We start from the raw sequence: 16,439 nt of genomic DNA on the forward strand, positions 1-16,439 counted from the left end.
AGACTGTGGACGTTGAAAAACTGTGGACGATGCCCGGGGGCCACGAACCCTCGCAGGCATCATGTGGAGGAGGCGCTGTGAGCAGCGACCCGTGGGGCCGTGTCGACGAGACGGGCACCGTGTACGTGCGTACGGCCGAGGGCGAGAAGGTCGTCGGATCCTGGCAGGCGGGGTCTCCGGAGGAGGCTCTGGCCTACTTCGAGCGCAAGTACGAGGGCCTGGTGGTCGAGATCGGCCTCCTCGAAAAGCGGGTGAAGACCACCGACCTGTCGGCGAAGGACGCCCAGACCGCGATCGACCACCTGCGTACGCAGGTCGACGAGCACCACGCGGTGGGCGACCTGGACGCGCTGAGCAAGCGGCTCGACGCCCTCGTGACGACGGTCGAGAAGCGCCGCGAGGAGCGCAAGGCGGAGAAGGCCAAGCAGACCGACGAGGCGAAGGTCGCGAAGGAGAAGCTGGTCACCGAGGCCGAGGAGCTGGCGCAGAGCGACCAGTGGCGTTCGGCCGGCGAGCGGCTGCGGGCGCTGGTGGACACCTGGAAGGGCCTCCCCCGGCTCGACCGCAAGGCGGACGACGAGCTGTGGCACCGCTTCTCGCACGCCCGCTCGGCGTTCTCCAAGCGGCGCAAGGCGCACTTCGCCTCGCTGGACGCGCAGCGCGAGGAGGCCCGCAAGGCCAAGGAGAAGCTGGTCACGGAGGCCGAGTCGCTGTCGAAGTCGACCGACTGGGGCGGCACGGCGGCGCGTTACCGCGATCTGATGACGGAGTGGAAGGCTGCGGGCCGCGCCCAGCGCGAGTTCGAGGACGACCTGTGGAACCGCTTCCGCGGCGCCCAGGACGTCTTCTTCGCGGCGCGCGGCGAGACCTTCGCCGAGCGGGACGCGGAGCAGGGCGAGAACCTCAAGCTCAAGGAGGAACTCGCCGCCGAGGCCGAGAAGTTGGTGCCGGTGAAGGACCTGAAGAGCGCGCGTGCCGCGTTCCGGGCCCTCAACGAGCGCTGGGAGGCCGTCGGTCACGTGCCGCGCGACGCCCGTCCGAAGGTCGAGGGCCGGATGCAGGCCGTCGAGCGCGCTCTCCAGGAGTCCGAGGAGAACGAGTGGAAGCGGACGAACCCGGAGGCGCGTGCGCGTGCCGCGGGTCTGACCGGCCAGCTCCAGGACGCCGTCGAGAAGCTCCAGAAGCAGATCGACACGGCGCGCACCGCGGGCAACAACGCGAAGGCGGACAAGCTCGCACGTGAGCTGGAGGGCCGTCAGGCGCTGCTCGACCAGGCGATGAAGGGCCTGGAGGAGTTCGGCGGCTGATCCTCAGCCCGTACGTACAAGGGGGCCCCGGACTTCGCGCGAAGTCCGGGGCCCCTCTTGGCAGTTGGCGTTACGGCGCTCTTGGCGGTTGGCGTGACGGCCGGCCCCGCCCCGCGCTGGCTACGGTCGGCCCGCCCGGCGCCGGTTACGGCCGGCGCGCCGACGTCACGCGGTAGACGTCGTACACCCCTTCAACTCCCCTGACCGCCTTCAGCACGTGGCCGAGGTGCTTCGGGTCGCCCATCTCGAAGGTGAAGCGCGAGGTGGCCACCCGGTCGCGGGACGTCTGGACGGCCGCCGACAGGATGTTGACGTGCTGGTCGGACAGGACCCTGGTGACGTCCGAGAGCAGCCGCGACCGGTCGAGGGCCTCGACCTGGATGGCGACCAGGAAGACCGACGACTGGGTGGGCGCCCACTCGACTTCGAGGATCCGCTCGGGCTGCTGGGAGAGCGAGTCGACGTTGACGCAGTCCGCGCGGTGCACGGAGACGCCGCTGCCCCGGGTGACGAAGCCGATGATGGGGTCGCCGGGTACGGGCGTGCAGCAGCGGGCGAGCTTGACCCACACGTCGTCGACGCCCTTGACGACGACGCCCGGGTCGGCGTTGGCCCGGCGCTTGGTGCGGCCGTGCGAGGGCGGCGAGCTCTCCGCGAGGTCCTCGTTGGCCGCGTCCTCCCCGCCGAGCGCCTGCACCAGCTTCTGGACGACGGACTGCGCGGTGACGTGGCTCTCGCCGATCGCCGCGTACAGCGAGGAGATGTCCGGGTAGCGCATCTCGTGCGCGAGGGTGACCAGCGAGTCGCCGGTGAGGATCCGCTGGATGGGCAGGTTCTGCTTGCGCATGGCGCGCGCGATGGCGTCCTTGCCCTGCTCGATGGCCTCGTCGCGGCGCTCCTTGGAGAACCAGGCGCGGATCTTGTTGCGGGCGCGCGGCGACTTCACGAAGCCGAGCCAGTCGCGGGAGGGTCCCGCGCCGTCGGCCTTCGAGGTGAAGACCTCGACCAGGTCGCCGTTGTCCAGGGTCGATTCGAGCGGTACGAGCCGTCCGTTGACCCGTGCTCCTATCGTGCGGTGGCCGACCTCGGTGTGCACCGCGTACGAGAAGTCGACCGGGGTCGCACCCGCGGGCAGCGCTATGACGTCGCCCTTGGGCGTGAAGACGAAGACCTCGTTGCGCGACAGGTCGAAGCGCAGCGACTCCAGGAACTCGCTGGGGTCCTCGGTCTCCTTCTGCCAGTCGAGCAACTGCCGCAGCCACGCCATGTCGTTGACCGCGTCGTCCTTGTGCCGGGGCACGTCGGTGCGGACCTTGGAGGTGCCCGCCACGGCCTCCTGCTTGTACTTCCAGTGCGCGGCGATGCCGTACTCGGCGCGGCGGTGCATGTCGAAGGTGCGGATCTGGAGCTCGACCGGCTTGCCGCTGGGTCCGATGACCGTCGTGTGCAGCGACTGGTACATGTTGAACTTGGGCATCGCGATGTAGTCCTTGAACCGGCCGGGGACCGGATTCCACCGCGCGTGCACGGTGCCGAGGGCCGCGTAGCAGTCCCGTACCGTGTCGACGAGGACGCGAATGCCCACCAGGTCGTAGATCTCCGCGAAGTCCCGGCCGCGGACGATCATCTTCTGGTAGACGCTGTAGTAGTGCTTCGGCCGCCCGGTGACGGTCGCCTTGATGCGGGCGGCCCGCAGGTCGGACTGCACCTCGTCGGTCACTATGGCCAGGTACTCGTCACGCTTGGGGGCGCGCTCGGCGACGAGGCGGACGATCTCGTCGTACATCTTGGGGTAGAGGATCGCGAAGGCGAGGTCCTCCAGCTCCCACTTGATGGTGTTCATGCCCAGGCGGTGGGCGAGCGGCGCGTAGATCTCCAGGGTCTCGCGCGCCTTCTTCTCCTGCTTCTCGCGCTTCAAGTACCGCATGGTGCGCATGTTGTGCAGGCGGTCGGCGAGCTTGATGACCAGGACGCGCGGGTCCTTGGCCATGGCGACGACCATCTTGCGCACGGTCTCGGCCTGCGCGGCCTCCCCGAACTTGACCTTGTCGAGCTTGGTCACGCCGTCGACCAGCAGCGCCACCTGGTCGCCGAAGTCCCGGCGCAGGGTGTCCAGGCCGTACTCGGTGTCCTCGACGGTGTCGTGCAGGAGACCTGCCATCAGCGTCGCCGGGTCCATGCCCAGCTCGGCGAGGATCGTCGTCACGGCGAGCGGGTGCGTGATGTACGGGTCGCCGCTCTTGCGCTTCTGCCCGCGGTGCCAGCGCTCGGCGACCTGGTACGCCTTCTCGATCTGGCGCAGCGTCGCCGTCTCGATCTTGGGGTCGTTGCTGCGCACTATCCGCAGCAGCGGCTCCAGGACCGGGTTGTACGGGGACGAGCGCTGCACACCGAGCCGGGCGAGCCGGGCGCGTACGCGGTTGGAGGAGCCGCCGGTACGGGGCGTGGCTCCTGCGGGGGCTGCGGGGCGGACGGCGGGAGCCGGTGCCGGGCCTGCTGCGCGCTCCGGGGCCACCGGCGGCTTGGGCTTGTCGGCCGGGGGCTTCGGGGGCGTGGCGCCCGCCGCGGCCTTGTCCGGCTGCGGGGTGGCGACTGGCTGGGCCTCGTCAGGCAAGTGCGCTCCTCGTACGGGTCCTGGACTCCGGGGTGCACCCGTGGGATGCGGTTTCCGGTTCAGGTGGTCCCCGGTCGGGTCCGGAACGCCCATGGTATCGACCCTTGGCCCCGCGTTCTTCCTGGGCCAGGAGTCAAGACATGGGAAAGGCGGGCCCCCGGTTGCCCGGGATGCCCGCCTTCCGTCGTACCGCGTGCCTTGTCAGACCGTGATCAGGGCTTCCAGCGGGGCGCCCTGGAGTGCGGGCTCCAGCTTGTCCCGGCCGTTCAGGAAGCCGAGCTCCATGAGGACCGCGACTCCGGCGACCTCGGCCCCGGCCCGCCGGATCAGCTCCAGCGCGGCCTCGGCCGTACCGCCGGTGGCGAGGACGTCGTCGATGACCATGACGCGGTCGCCCGCGGCCAGGTCCTCGGCGTGCACCTCGATCTCGGCGGTCCCGTACTCCAGCTCGTACTCCTGGGAGAGCGTCGCGCCGGGCAGCTTGCCGGCCTTGCGGATCGGGATGAACCCGAGCCCCGCGCGGATCGCGACCGGTGCGGCCAGGATGAAGCCGCGCGCCTCCAGGCCGACGACCTTCGTGGCTCCGTGCGTCACGCACAGGTCCGCGAGGGCGTCGGTGAGGGCCGTGAAGGCCTTCGGGTCGGCGAGCAGCGGCGTGATGTCCTTGAAGACGACGCCGGGCTTCGGGTAGTCCTGCACGTCCCGGATGCGGCTGAGCAGCAGCTCGCGGGTGGTGTCCACGGTGGCGCTCATCGGCGCTTCCCCTGGGTGGGGCGGCCGCGGCCCGGACGCTGGCCCACGACGGGAGCAGTGGATGCGGGGACCGCGTCGTTCGGCTCGCCCTCGCCGCCGTCGGCGGACCCGTTCTTGGCCTCGGAGGCCCGCTTGGCGAGGATGCGCTTCTTCAGGGCCTTCATCTGCGGGTCGCGCTCCTTCAGGTCGGCGACCAGCGGAGTGGCGATGAAGATCGAGGAGTACGCACCGGCCGCGAGGCCCACGAACAGCGACAGCGAGATGTCGTTGAGCATGCCCGCGCCCAGCACACCGCCACCGATGAACAGCAGTCCCGCGACCGGCAGCAGCGCGACGACGGTGGTGTTGATGGAACGCACCAGGGTGCCGTTGAGGCTGCGGTTGGCGATCTCGCTGTAGGTGAAGCGGGTCTGCTTGGTGATGTCCTTCGCGCCCTCCTTGAGACCGTCGAAGACGACGACGGTGTCGTAGAGGGAGTATCCGAGGATGGTCAGCAGACCGATCACGGTGCCCGGGGTGACCTCGAAGCCCACCAGGGCGTAGACGCCCACGGTGATGGTGAGGTCGTGGATGAGGGCGACGAGGGCGGCGATGGCCATCCGCCACTCGAAGGCGATGGCGAGATAGATCACCACCAGGACCATGAAGACCGCGAGGCCGGTCCACGCCTTGTTGGCGATGTCCTCGCCCCAGCTGGGGCCGACCAGGTCGGCATTGATCTTCTCGGCCGGGACCTTGAGGTCCTGGGCGAGCTTCTCGGCCACCGGGGCGGCGGACGCGGTGTCGAGGCCGCCGACCTGGATGCGCAGGGTGTTGTTGCCGAGCTTCTGGACGATCGCGTCGTGGCCGGAGGCCTTCTCGGCGACCTCCTTCGCGTGATCCACGGAGACCGAGGTGGCGGGCGTGGTGAAGAGCGCGCCGCCCTGGAACTCGATGCCCATGTTGAGGCCCTTGAACCCGAGGCCCGCGATGGCGATGACGGTGATCAGGACGGAGATCCCGTAATAGATCATCCGCTTTCCGACGAAGTCGTAACCGACCTCGCCGCGGTACAGCCTGGCGCCGATGCTGCCGAGTCGCGACATCTCACGCCTCCTTCGGTTCGGTGGGGGCGGACACACGGCGGGTGCGGCGCAGCGGGGGCTGGACGCCGAGCCGCTTCGGGTCGAGCCCGGACCACTTGTGGCCGTTGCCGAAGAACTTCGTCTTCGCGGCGAGCAGCGTCATCAGCGGCTTGGTGAAGAGGAACACCACGACGACGTCGAGCAGGGTGGTCAGGCCGAGCGTGAACGCGAAGCCCTGCACCTTGCCGACGGTGACGGCGTACAGCACCACGGCGGACAGCAGCGACACGAAGTCGGACACCAGGATGGTGCGCCGGGCGCGCGGCCAGGCCCGCTCCACGGCGGGGCGCAGGGTGCGGCCGTCGCGGATCTCGTCCCGGATGCGTTCGAAGTACACGATGAACGAGTCGGCGGTGATGCCGATGGCGACGATGGCGCCGCAGACCGCCGGCAGGTTCAGCGCGAAGCCGATGGTCGGGCCGAGCAGGGTCATGATCGTGTACGTCAGGACGCCGGAGACCAGGAGGCTCATGAGCGCGACGAACGACAGGCCGCGGTAGTACAGCACCAGGTAGATCACGACGAGCGCGAGGCCGATCGCACCGGCGATGAGGCCCGCCTTGAGCTGGTCGCTGCCGAGGGCCGGGGTGACCGTGGTGGTGGCCTGCTCCTTGAAGGTGAGCGGCAGGGAGCCGTACGACAGGATGTTGCCGAGCTCCTGTGCGGACTCCTGGGTGAAGCTGCCGGTGATCTCGGCGTTGCCGCTGAGGACCGTGTTGACCGAGGGCGCGGAGACGACGTTGCCGTCGAGGACGATGCCGAACTGGTTCATCGGCGGCTGCTGCTTCATCAGCTTGGCAGTCGTCTTGGAGAACTTGTCGGAGCCGCCCTTGGTGAACTCCATGTCGACCTTCCACAGCGCGCGCTGGGTGTCGAACGTGCCACCGGCCTTCTTGACGTCGGTGCCTTCGAGCTCCGCCGGGCCCAGGATGTACTTCTCCCAGGTCTTGCCGTCGGTGCCCAGGCCACAGGCGATCGTCGGCTCGCTCGGCTTGATGCCCTTGCCGGCCTTCTCGCGCTGCGCGGGCTTGGTGCAGTCGAGGGCGACGAACGCGTCCTGCAGCTTCTTGGTGGCCGGGTCCGGGGCGGGCGGCGTCGGCGTCTTCTTCGGGTCGGGGCTCTTGGAGCCCGTGCTGCCCGAGGGGTTCGGCGTCGGGGCCTTCAGCGCGTCGGTGACGGCGCGGCCCTGCGAGGTGGCGGTCGAGGACGGGGTGGCCGTGGAGTTGCCCTTGTCCTTGTCCGCGGGGGCCTTCGGGTCCTTCGCGTCGGGCTTGCCCGTCGACGAGGGGTTCGGCTTCGGGGTCTGCGCCGGGTCCGGGATCGGGGTGCCCTGGGTGACCGTCAGCACCTGCCGGAAGTAGAGCTTGGCGGTCGTGCCGACCTGCTCGCGGGCCTGCTTGGAGTTCGTGCCCTTGGGGATGTTGACAATGATGTTGTCATCGCCCTGGGTCTGGACCTCGGACTCCGAGACGCCCATGCCGTTGACGCGGCGCTCCATGATGGAGACCGCGGTGTCCATGTTCGTCTTGTTGATCGCGTTGGGCTGGCCCGGCTCGTTCTGCGCCTTGAGCGTGATGCTCGTACCGCCGGCGAGGTCGATGCCGAGGCGCGGAGTGGTGTGCCCGGACGCGAACATCCCGCCTGCGAGGGCGAGGATCACGATCGTGATCAGAGCCAGGGCGCGCCCCGGCCTGCCCGGGGCCCCCGAAGCCTTGCGGCCCTTCTTCGGTGCTGCCACCTTCTCGATTCTCCCTGTCCAACCGCACGCGCCGGGTGTGCGTCGATGCGGCCACGAAGTGTTGTGGGGGCCTGCCCCCGCAAAGGTCCGGCACGGTCCGCGGACCGCGGCGTGCCTCGTGGGCGACGCCGCGGTCCGCGGAGGTGACTACTTCGCGTCGCCCTCGCCGTCGGACTTCTTGTCCTTCGGCTCGGTGTCGGCAGCGGCGTCGGCGGCCGGCTCGTCCGCCTCGGGCTTCTTGCCGAGGTCGATACGGGCCGCGTCGTCGCCCGACTCGGTCAGCGACGAGGCGTCGTCGGGGACGACGGGGGTGTCGTCGGACTTGAGCTCGTCGGCCGCGTCCTCGCCGTGCACGATGCGGTTGTACTCCTCGTCGGAGAGGACCGCACCGATGGAGTTCTTCGCGTAGACGGCGTGGACGCCCGGGGCGACCTCAAGAAGGACCGTGTCGTCGTGAACCTCCTTGACCGTGGCGTACATGCCGCCGATGGTGCGCACGCCGGTGCCGGGCTGCATTTCGTTGCGCATCTGCGCAGCGGCCTGCTGCTTCTTCTTGGCGGACCGGGTCATCAGGAACATGGCCCCGATGAGCACGATGAAGGGGAGGAGGGTCACGATACTCACGGGACGGAACTTCCTTCGCACGACCGCGCAGAAGCGGCCTCATATATACGGGGGTGGGCATGCCTACCTGGAAGGTCGGCATCGGCGGAGTCTAAGCGAGTCCGCGTCAATGGAACAACGTCCAGGATCGCACCGTGGTTCCTGACCCGGCGAGCCTCCACACCGTCACGTCCCGAACAGACCCGGTTGTCCACCTTTCGGGGTGCCCTGCTGGGGCGGTACGAGTCCCAGGTGTGCCCATGCGGCGGGGGTGGCGACCCGGCCGCGCGGTGTTCTGGCCAGAAGACCTTCTCGTACGAGGAAGGGCTCGGCGACCTCCTCGACCGTCTCGCGCTCCTCCCCCACGGCGACGGCGAGGGTGGACAGGCCGACCGGCCCGCCGCCGAAGAGCTTGAGGAGCGCGCCGAGGACGGCGCGGTCGAGGCGGTCGAGACCGCGCGGGTCCACCTCGTACACCTTGAGGGCGGCGGCCGCGATCTCCTTGTCGATGATCCCGCCCTCCGTCTTGACCTGGGAGTAGTCGCGGACCCTGCGCAGCAGCCGGTTGGCGATGCGGGGGGTGCCGCGGGAGCGGCCGGCGATCTCTGCGGCCCCCTCCGCACCGATCTCGACGTCGAGGAGGCGGGCCGAGCGGTGGATGACCCGCTCCAGCTCGGACGGTTCGTAGAACTCCATGTGCCCGGTGAAGCCGAAGCGGTCGCGCAGCGGCGGCGGCAGCAGTCCGGCCCGGGTGGTGGCGCCGACCAGGGTGAAGGGGGGAAGTTCGAGCGGGATGGCGGTGGCGCCGGGGCCCTTGCCGACGATGACGTCGACGCGGAAGTCCTCCATCGCCATGTAGAGCATCTCCTCCGCCGGGCGGGACATCCGGTGGATCTCGTCGAGGAAGAGGACCTCTCCCTCCTGGAGCGAGGAGAGGATCGCGGCGAGGTCGCCTGCGTGCTGGATGGCCGGGCCGCTGGTGATCCGGATCGGGGCGCCCATCTCGGCGGCGATGATCATGGAGAGGGTGGTCTTGCCGAGGCCGGGGGCGCCGGAGAGCAGGACGTGGTCGGCGGTGGCGCCGCGGGCGCGGGCCGCGCGCAGCACCAGGTCGAGCTGCTCGCGCACCTTCTCCTGGCCGACGAACTCCTCCAGGTCCTTGGGACGCAGCGCGGCCTCGACCGCCTGGTCCTCGCCGTCGGCGGAGGAGTCGACCAGCCTCGGGTCGGTGTCGGGTCCGGTCTCGTCCCAGTTCATGTACGGATCTCTCGGGTCGGATGTGGCGCGTGCGGTACGGGGGTCAGCGGGCGCGGTTGAGGGTCTGGAGGGCCGCGCGCAGCAGCTGCGGCACCGGCGGCTGGGAGCCCTCGGCGAGGGCCGCCTCGGCCTGCGGGGTGACGGCCGCCACTGCCTCCTCCGCCTCGCGGGAGGCGTACCCGAGGCCGATCAGCGCGGCGCCGAGCTGCTCGCTCCAGGGGGCCGGGCCCGACGCGACGCGCTGGGCGCCGAGCTGGCCGCCGGTGCCGAGCGGGGCACCGAGCCTGTCCTTCAGTTCGAGGAGTAGTTTCTGCGCCCCCTTCTTGCCGATGCCGGGGACGGCGGTGAGCGCCTTCTCGTCGCCGGTGGAGACCGCGAGCCGCAGCGCGTCGGGGCTGTGCACCGCGAGCATGGCCTGCGCGAGGCGGGGGCCGACGCCGCTCGCGGTCTGGAGCAGCTCGAAGACCTGGCGTTCGTCGTCGTCCGCGAAGCCGTACAGCGTGAGCGAGTCCTCCCGTACGACCAGGGAGGTGGCGAGCTTGGCCGCCTGGCCCATCCGGAGGGTGGACAGCGTGTTCGGCGTGCACTGGACGGCCATGCCGACGCCGCCGACCTCGATGACCGCGGTGTTCGGAGCGAGGGCGGCCACCGGGCCACTGACGAAGGCGATCATGAGGTGCGGCCTTTCTGAGCTGCTCTCTGAGCTGTACGGACGGGGGTCGTACGGGACTTGTGGGCGGCGACGGCCTGCTGGAGCCGGTTCTGCGCGGGGGCCCGCCAGATGTGGCAGATGGCGAGGGCGAGGGCGTCGGCCGCGTCGGCCGGTTTCGGCGGGGCTTCGAGCCGCAGCAGCCGGGTCACCATCGCCCCGACCTGCGCCTTGTCGGCGCGGCCGCTGCCGCTGACGGCGGCCTTGACCTCGCTGGGGGTGTGCAGGGCGACGGGGATGCCGCGCCGGGACGCGCACAGCATGGCGACCGCGCTGGCCTGGGCGGTGCCCATCACCGTGCTCACATTGTGCTGGCTGAACACCCGCTCCACGGCGAGGACTTCGGGCCGGTAGTCGTCGAGCCACTGCTCGATGCCCTGCTCGATGGCGACGAGGCGCAGCCCCAACTCGGCGTCGGCGGGCGTCCGTACGACCCCCACTCCGCACATGGTCAGCGGGCGCCCGGCGACCCCCTCGACCACGCCGACGCCGCACCGGGTCAGCCCCGGGTCCACACCCAGTACACGCACCCGCGCCCCCTTCTTCGCTCACCTGTTTGTGCAGGCTATCGGCTCGCACTGACAATCAGGTCCGGCAACGCGACGGGCCGACGGGGATGTCCCCGTCGGCCCGTCGTCGTACTGGCAACCGCTGACTTGCCCCAGCCGCTCAACTACTCTTCGTCGAGCGCGGCCATGACCTTGTCGCTGACGTCGAAGTTGGCGAAGACGTTCTGCACGTCGTCGCTGTCCTCCAGTGCGTCGATCAGCTTGAAGATCTTGCGCGCGCCCTCTTCCTCCAGCTCGACCTGCATGGTCGGCACGAAGTTGGCGTCCGCCGAGTCGTAGTCGATGCCCGCCTCCTGGAGCGCGGTGCGGACCGCGACCAGGTCGGTGGCCTCGCTGATCACCTCGAAGGTGTCGCCGAGGTCGTTGACCTCTTCGGCACCCGCGTCGAGCACCGCGCCCAGCACGTCGTCCTCGGAGAGCTCGCCCTTGGGGACGATGACGACGCCCTTGCGGTTGAAGAGGTACGAGACGGAACCCGGGTCGGCCATCGAACCGCCGTTGCGGGTCATGGCGACGCGCACGTCCGAGGCGGCACGGTTGCGGTTGTCGGTGAGGCACTCGATGAGCACCGCGACACCGTTCGGGCCGTAACCCTCGTACATGATCGTCTCGTAGTCGGCGCCGCCCGCCTCAAGACCGCCGCCGCGCTTGACCGCGGAGTCGATGTTCTTGTTGGGGACGGAGCTCTTCTTCGCCTTCTGGATGGCGTCGACCAGCGTGGGGTTGCCCTCGGGGTCGATGCCGCCCGTGCGGGCCGCGACTTCGATGTTCTTGATCAGCTTCGCGAAGAGCTTGCCGCGCTTGGCGTCAATCACGGCCTTCTTGTGCTTCGTCGTAGCCCATTTAGAGTGGCCGGACATCTGCCTGTCTCCTTCGCGTAACCAATTCTGCTGCGTTCGGCAGAGATCCTACCGGGACTTGAGTCAGCCGGCGGCGCGCACCATCTCCACAAACATCGCGTGCACCCGGTGGTCCCCCGTGAGTTCCGGGTGGAAGGACGTGGCGAGCGCGTTGTTCTGCCGTACGGCGACGATGTGGCCCTCGTGCTCGGCGAGCACCTCCACCTCGGCCCCGACCGACTCCACCCACGGTGCGCGGATGAAGACGCCCTCGACCGGGTCGCCCTCGATCCCCCGTACGTCGACGGTGGTCTCGAAGGACTCGTTCTGCCGTCCGAAGGCGTTGCGGCGCACGATCATGTCGATGCCGCCGAGCGTCTCCTGGCCGGACCGCGGGTCGAGGATCTTGTCCGCAAGCAGGATCAGGCCGGCGCAGGTGCCGTAGACCGGCATGCCGTCGGCGATGCGGGCACGCAGCGGCTCCAGCAGGCCGAACAGCGCCGCCAGCTTGGAGATGGTGGTGGACTCGCCGCCGGGAACGACGAGCCCGTCGACCTCGGCGAGCTCCTCGGGGCGCCGGACCTCCCTGGCCGTGGCGTCGGCCACGGCCAGGGCGATCAAGTGCTCCCGTACGTCGCCCTGGAGGGCCAGGACGCCGACAACGGGGTTGCTCTTCATGCTTGTTACCAGCCCCGGTTGGCGTAGCGCTCGGACTCGGGGAGGGTGTCGCAGTTGATGCCGACCATGGCCTCGCCCAGGTTGCGCGACGCGTCCGCGATGATCTTCGGGTCGTCGAAGAAGGTGGTGGCGCGGACGATGGCGGCGGCGCGCTTGGCCGGGTCGCCGGACTTGAAGATGCCGGAGCCGACGAAGACGCCCTCGGCGCCGAGCTGGCGCATCAGCGCGGCGTCGGCGGGGGTGGCGACGCCACCGGCGGAGAACAGCACCACGGGGAGCTTGCCGAGCTCGGCGACCTCCTTGACCAGCTCGTACGGGGCGCGGAGGTCCTTGGCGGCGGCGAACAGCTCGTTGTTGTCGAAGCCGCGCAGCTTGGCGATCTCGTTCTTGATCTGGCGGAGGTGACGGACCGCCTCGACGACGTTGCCGGTGCCGGCCTCGCCCTTCGAGCGGATCATGGCCGCGCCCTCGGCGATACGGCGCAGGGCCTCGCCGAGGTTGGTGGCGCCACAGACGAAGGGGGTGGTGAACGCCCACTTGTCGGAGTGGTTGACCTCGTCGGCCGGGGTCAGCACCTCGGACTCGTCGATGTAGTCGACACCGAGCGACTGGAGGACCTGGGCCTCGACGAAGTGGCCGATGCGGGACTTCGCCATGACCGGGATGGACACGGCCTCGATGATCTCTTCGATCATGTTGGGGTCGGACATCCGGGCCACGCCGCCGTCCTTGCGGATGTCGGCGGGCACCCGCTCCAGAGCCATGACGGCGACGGCACCGGCGTCCTCGGCGATCTTCGCCTGCTCGGCGTTGACCACGTCCATGATCACGCCGCCCTTGAGCTGCTCGGCCATGCCACGCTTGACGCGGTCGGTGCCGGTGGCGGGGGTGTGGGCGGTGGTGTTGCTGGACATCTGATCGACCTCGCTCGGTGACGGAAGGGCAAGCGTTTCTGCGGGTTCCCGCACGGGTCCCGGCCGGGTTCCCGTACGGGGTTCCGCCACGGGTCCCGTTCCGGTTCCTGTACCGCCGAGGAAACGCCCTGCGACCAGTCCACTGCAAGGGCCAATGGATAGGCGGTGGATCGTTTTGGTGGCTCCCTCAGGTGCCGGGGCGGTCGGCGAGGGCCACCGGAGGCTCGTCGTCCATTTCGAAGGCCAGCGGGAACGGGGCGTGCCCGGCCAGCCGGAACCAGCGGACCTTGCGGTGCCGGCGCAGGGCGCGGGCGGCCCGTACGGAGTCGTTGTGGAACCGCCGCGCCATCGGCACCCGGCGTACGGCAGCGGCCAGCTCTCCCGCGGCCTCCTCGCCACCCGGGGCCAGATTCAGCGCCTCCACCTGCTCCGGCTCCCCGAACACGGCCCGCAGCGCCTGGCTGAGCTCGCTCTCCGCGACCTCCCGCTGCTCCTCCTCGGCCTGCCGGGCCTCGTGCGTGGCCTGGTACAGCACGATCGACGAGGCGGGGTCCAGCACCCCCGAGGTCGCCAACTCCTGGGCCACGGAGGCCCGTCGCAACAGCTGCGCGTCGAGGGCTGCCCGGGAGGCGTCGATACGGGCGTGCAGCCGGTCGAGCCGCCCTGCGGTCCAGCTGAGGTAGAGGCCGATCGCGAAGAGGGCGACGACGATCCAGATGAGGGTTACGGTCACCTGCCGAGGCTACCGGCCGCTCGGACGCGGGGCGGGGGTGGCACGGGGGCGGGGGCGGGGCGCCAGTGCGGGGCGGGTGGGCGGCCAGGTGCCCGGGTGGGCGGGGGATTGTCGCCGTGCGGGTACGTCGTGGCTGATCGCGCAGTTCCCCGCGCCCCTGAAAGGGCGCCCCCTCCGCCACCGAGCAGAAGCCTCGCGACCGGGCCCAGTGGGAGAATGCCGCCGAGCAGGTGCATCGTGGCCGGGCGCGCAGTCCCCCGCGCCCCTGAAAGGGCGCCCCCATCGTCACCGAGCAGAAACCTCGCGACCGGACCCAGCGGAAGAATGCCACCGGACAGGTGCATCGTGGCCGGGCGCACAGTCCCCCACGCCCCTGAAGAGACGCCCCCCATCGCCACCGAGCGGAAACCTCGCGACCGGGCCCGGCGGGAGATTGTCGCCGGGCGGGTGCGTCGTGGCCGGTTGTGCAGTTCCCCGTGCCCCTGAGGGGCGTGCCCCGGACCTCAGTCGCGTGCCAGCCTCAGCCTTCCCCAGCGCCCCGGCCGTTCCTCGTCCTCCTCCGCCGTCGCCACCACCGACGCCGCCCCGTCCATCACCGTCTCGTACACCGCCAGGATGTCCGCGGCGACCGTCGACCAGTCGAAGCGCCGTACGTGCAGCGCCCCCCGCTCGCTCAGCTCCGCCCGCCGGTCGGCGTCCCCCAGCAGCCGTACCGCGGAAGCGGCCAGCGCCTGGGCGTCCTCGTTCGCGAACAGGTCGCCCGCCGATCCCTGGTCCAGCACCTGCGCGAACGCGTCCAGGTCGCTCGCCAGTACCGGCGCCCCCGCCGACAGCGCCTCGACGAGGATGATCCCGAAGCTCTCGCCGCCCGTGTTGGGGGCCACGTACACATCGACGCTGCGCAGCAGCCGTGCCTTCTCCTCGTCGCTGACCATGCCGAGGAACTCCACCCGGGAGCGCATCTCCTCGGGCAGCGAGGCCACGGCCTCCTTCTCGTCGCCGCGGCCCGCGACCAGCAGCCGGGTGTCGGGACGCTCGGCCAGGATCTGCGGCAGCGCCCGCATCAGCACCGGCAGGCCCTTGCGCGGTTCGTCGATGCGGCCGATGAAGCCCAGGGTCTGGCCCTGCCACTCCTCCTTCGGCTCGGCCTTCGCGAAGAAGTCGACGTCGACCCCGTTGGGGATCGTGACCGCGTCGCCGCCCAGGTGCTCCACCAGCGTCCGCCGCGCGTACTCGCTCACCGCGATCCGCGCGCTGATCTTCTCCAGCGCGGGCTGCAGGATGGAGTACGCGGCGAGCATGAAGCGCGACCGGGCCGTGGAGGTGTGGAACGTCGCGACGATCGGGCCCTGCGCCGCCCAGCAGGTCAGCAGCCCCAGCGAGGGCGCCGCCGGTTCGTGGATGTGGACCACGTCGAAGGTCCCGTCGTGCAGCCACCGCCGCACCCGGGCCGCCGACAGCACACCGAAGCTCAGCCGCGCCACCGAGCCGTTGTAGCGCACCGGGACCGCCCGTCCCGCCGACACCACGTACGGCGGCAGCGGAGTCTCGTCGTCCGCCGGAGCCAGCACCGACACCTCGTGCCCGAGCCCGATCAGATGCTCGGCGAGGTCCCGGATGTGGAACTGGACGCCGCCCGGCACGTCCCACGAGTAGGGGCAGACGATGCCGATCCTCACGCGCTCTCCCCCGGCCGAGGCTCCAGATCCGCCAGCCACAGTCGTTGCAGCATGTGCCAGTCCTCCGGATGCTCGGCGATCCCGGTGGCGAAGGCGTCGGCCAGCGCCTGTGTCATCTCTGACGTCTTCTCGCTCCGCGTGCCTGTCTCGGGTACGTCGACGGGCGGATGCACCCGCCCCCGCATCACCTTCGGTCCGTCGTACCAGAGCGTCACCGGCAGCAGCAGCGCCCCCGTCTGCTGCGCCAGGATCGAGGGCCCGGCAGGCATCCGCGCGCTCTCGCCGAAGAACTTGACCTCGACGCCCGACGCGGAGAGGTCCCGGTCCGCGACCAGACAGACCAGACCGCCAGACCGCAGCCGCCGGGCCAGCGTCCCGAAGGCGGAGCCGCCCGTGTGCGGGAGGACCTCCATGCCGAGGCTCTCGCGGTACGCCACGAACCGGTCGTACAGCGTCTCGGGCTTCAGCCGCTGGGCGACGGTGGTGAAGGGGTGCCCGAGGTGGCTGGTGACCCAGACTCCGGCCAGGTCCCAGTTGGCCATGTGCGGCAGTGCGAGGACGACGCCGCGACCGGAATCGAGGGCCTCCGTGATCCGGTGCCCGTCCTTGATCCGGACATCGGCGGCGATCCGCTCCGGACTCCACGAGGGCAGCCGGAAGGACTCCATCCAGTACCGCATGTACGAGCGCATGCCGGCCTTCGAGAGAGCCGCGAGCCGCGCCGCGCTCGCGTCCGGCACGACCCGGGCGAGGTTCGACTCCAGCCGCAGCACGCTCGGGCCGCGCCGCTTCCAGGCCTGGTCGGCGATGGTGCGGCCGAGACCGGACGCGACCGGCTCGGGGAGCTTCTTGACACCGCTCCAGCCGAGCGCGTACATCGCGTCGGCCAGCCTGTCCTTCGCGGACAGCCGCTCTTCCTTCG

15 protein-coding genes are annotated in these 16,439 nt (G+C 70.3%); 1 reads left to right on the forward strand and 14 read right to left on the reverse strand.

What is annotated here, in order from left to right; genetic code table 11:
* Positions 1-77: 77 nt before the first annotated feature.
* A complete protein-coding gene (locus tag ACH4SP_RS40225; RefSeq protein ID WP_398423062.1) occupies positions 78-1,307 on the forward strand; it encodes a DUF349 domain-containing protein in 1,230 nt (409 codons plus the stop codon).
* Between the two features lie 145 nt (positions 1,308-1,452).
* On the opposite strand, the gene ACH4SP_RS40230 is transcribed toward ACH4SP_RS40225, so the two are convergent.
* From ACH4SP_RS40230 to ACH4SP_RS40295, 14 genes are all read right to left on the reverse strand, one after another.
* Positions 1,453-3,921: a RelA/SpoT family protein gene (locus ACH4SP_RS40230; protein WP_398423064.1), complete on the reverse strand. Its 2,469-nt coding sequence runs from the start codon at positions 3,919-3,921 to the stop codon at positions 1,453-1,455.
* A gap of 201 nt (positions 3,922-4,122) precedes the next feature.
* Positions 4,123-4,674: an adenine phosphoribosyltransferase gene (locus tag ACH4SP_RS40235; protein WP_398423066.1), complete on the reverse strand. Its 552-nt coding sequence runs from the start codon at positions 4,672-4,674 to the stop codon at positions 4,123-4,125.
* On the reverse strand, positions 4,671-5,759 hold the full coding sequence (gene secF / locus ACH4SP_RS40240) for a protein translocase subunit SecF (protein ID WP_398423068.1): 1,089 nt from the start codon (positions 5,757-5,759) through the stop codon (positions 4,671-4,673). Before secF ends, ACH4SP_RS40235 begins: the two co-directional genes overlap by 4 nt.
* A 1-nt stretch (position 5,760) precedes the next feature.
* Complete coding sequence (secD, locus tag ACH4SP_RS40245) at positions 5,761-7,536, reverse strand: protein translocase subunit SecD (RefSeq protein ID WP_398423069.1); 1,776 nt, start codon at positions 7,534-7,536, stop codon at positions 5,761-5,763.
* A 147-nt stretch (positions 7,537-7,683) separates the two neighbouring features.
* Positions 7,684-8,160 (reverse strand): preprotein translocase subunit YajC, encoded by a 477-nt coding sequence (gene yajC / locus ACH4SP_RS40250; RefSeq protein ID WP_398423071.1) that lies wholly within the window; start codon positions 8,158-8,160, stop codon positions 7,684-7,686.
* 165 nt (positions 8,161-8,325) lie between these two features.
* Positions 8,326-9,396 (reverse strand): Holliday junction branch migration DNA helicase RuvB, encoded by a 1,071-nt coding sequence (gene ruvB, locus ACH4SP_RS40255; protein WP_398423073.1) that lies wholly within the window; start codon positions 9,394-9,396, stop codon positions 8,326-8,328.
* A 43-nt stretch (positions 9,397-9,439) separates the two neighbouring features.
* Positions 9,440-10,069 (reverse strand): Holliday junction branch migration protein RuvA, encoded by a 630-nt coding sequence (gene ruvA, locus ACH4SP_RS40260; RefSeq protein WP_398423075.1) that lies wholly within the window; start codon positions 10,067-10,069, stop codon positions 9,440-9,442.
* Entirely contained in the window at positions 10,066-10,635 is a 570-nt protein-coding gene (gene ruvC, locus ACH4SP_RS40265) for a crossover junction endodeoxyribonuclease RuvC (RefSeq protein WP_398423077.1), read from the reverse strand. Before ruvC ends, ruvA begins: the two co-directional genes overlap by 4 nt.
* 143 nt (positions 10,636-10,778) lie before the next feature.
* Positions 10,779-11,534: a YebC/PmpR family DNA-binding transcriptional regulator gene (locus ACH4SP_RS40270; RefSeq protein ID WP_266656214.1), complete on the reverse strand. Its 756-nt coding sequence runs from the start codon at positions 11,532-11,534 to the stop codon at positions 10,779-10,781.
* Between the two features lie 63 nt (positions 11,535-11,597).
* On the reverse strand, positions 11,598-12,191 hold the full coding sequence (gene pdxT / locus ACH4SP_RS40275; RefSeq protein WP_398423079.1) for a pyridoxal 5'-phosphate synthase glutaminase subunit PdxT: 594 nt from the start codon (positions 12,189-12,191) through the stop codon (positions 11,598-11,600).
* A 5-nt stretch (positions 12,192-12,196) separates the two neighbouring features.
* On the reverse strand, positions 12,197-13,105 hold the full coding sequence (gene pdxS / locus ACH4SP_RS40280) for a pyridoxal 5'-phosphate synthase lyase subunit PdxS (RefSeq protein WP_398423081.1): 909 nt from the start codon (positions 13,103-13,105) through the stop codon (positions 12,197-12,199).
* A gap of 187 nt (positions 13,106-13,292) precedes the next feature.
* Positions 13,293-13,838 (reverse strand): hypothetical protein, encoded by a 546-nt coding sequence (locus ACH4SP_RS40285; protein WP_398423083.1) that lies wholly within the window; start codon positions 13,836-13,838, stop codon positions 13,293-13,295.
* 503 nt (positions 13,839-14,341) lie between these two features.
* Positions 14,342-15,517 (reverse strand): glycosyltransferase family 4 protein, encoded by a 1,176-nt coding sequence (locus tag ACH4SP_RS40290; protein WP_398423085.1) that lies wholly within the window; start codon positions 15,515-15,517, stop codon positions 14,342-14,344.
* Positions 15,514-16,425, reverse strand: a complete 912-nt coding sequence (locus tag ACH4SP_RS40295) for a phosphatidylinositol mannoside acyltransferase (RefSeq protein ID WP_398423161.1) — start codon at positions 16,423-16,425, stop codon at positions 15,514-15,516. The genes ACH4SP_RS40290 and ACH4SP_RS40295 overlap by 4 nt, the downstream gene beginning before the upstream one ends.
* Positions 16,426-16,439: the final 14 nt, after the last annotated feature.

The sequence above is a fragment of the Streptomyces sp. NPDC021093 genome (assembly GCF_044333135.1).
In the GTDB taxonomy this organism is placed as follows: Bacteria; Actinomycetota; Actinomycetes; order Streptomycetales; family Streptomycetaceae; genus Streptomyces.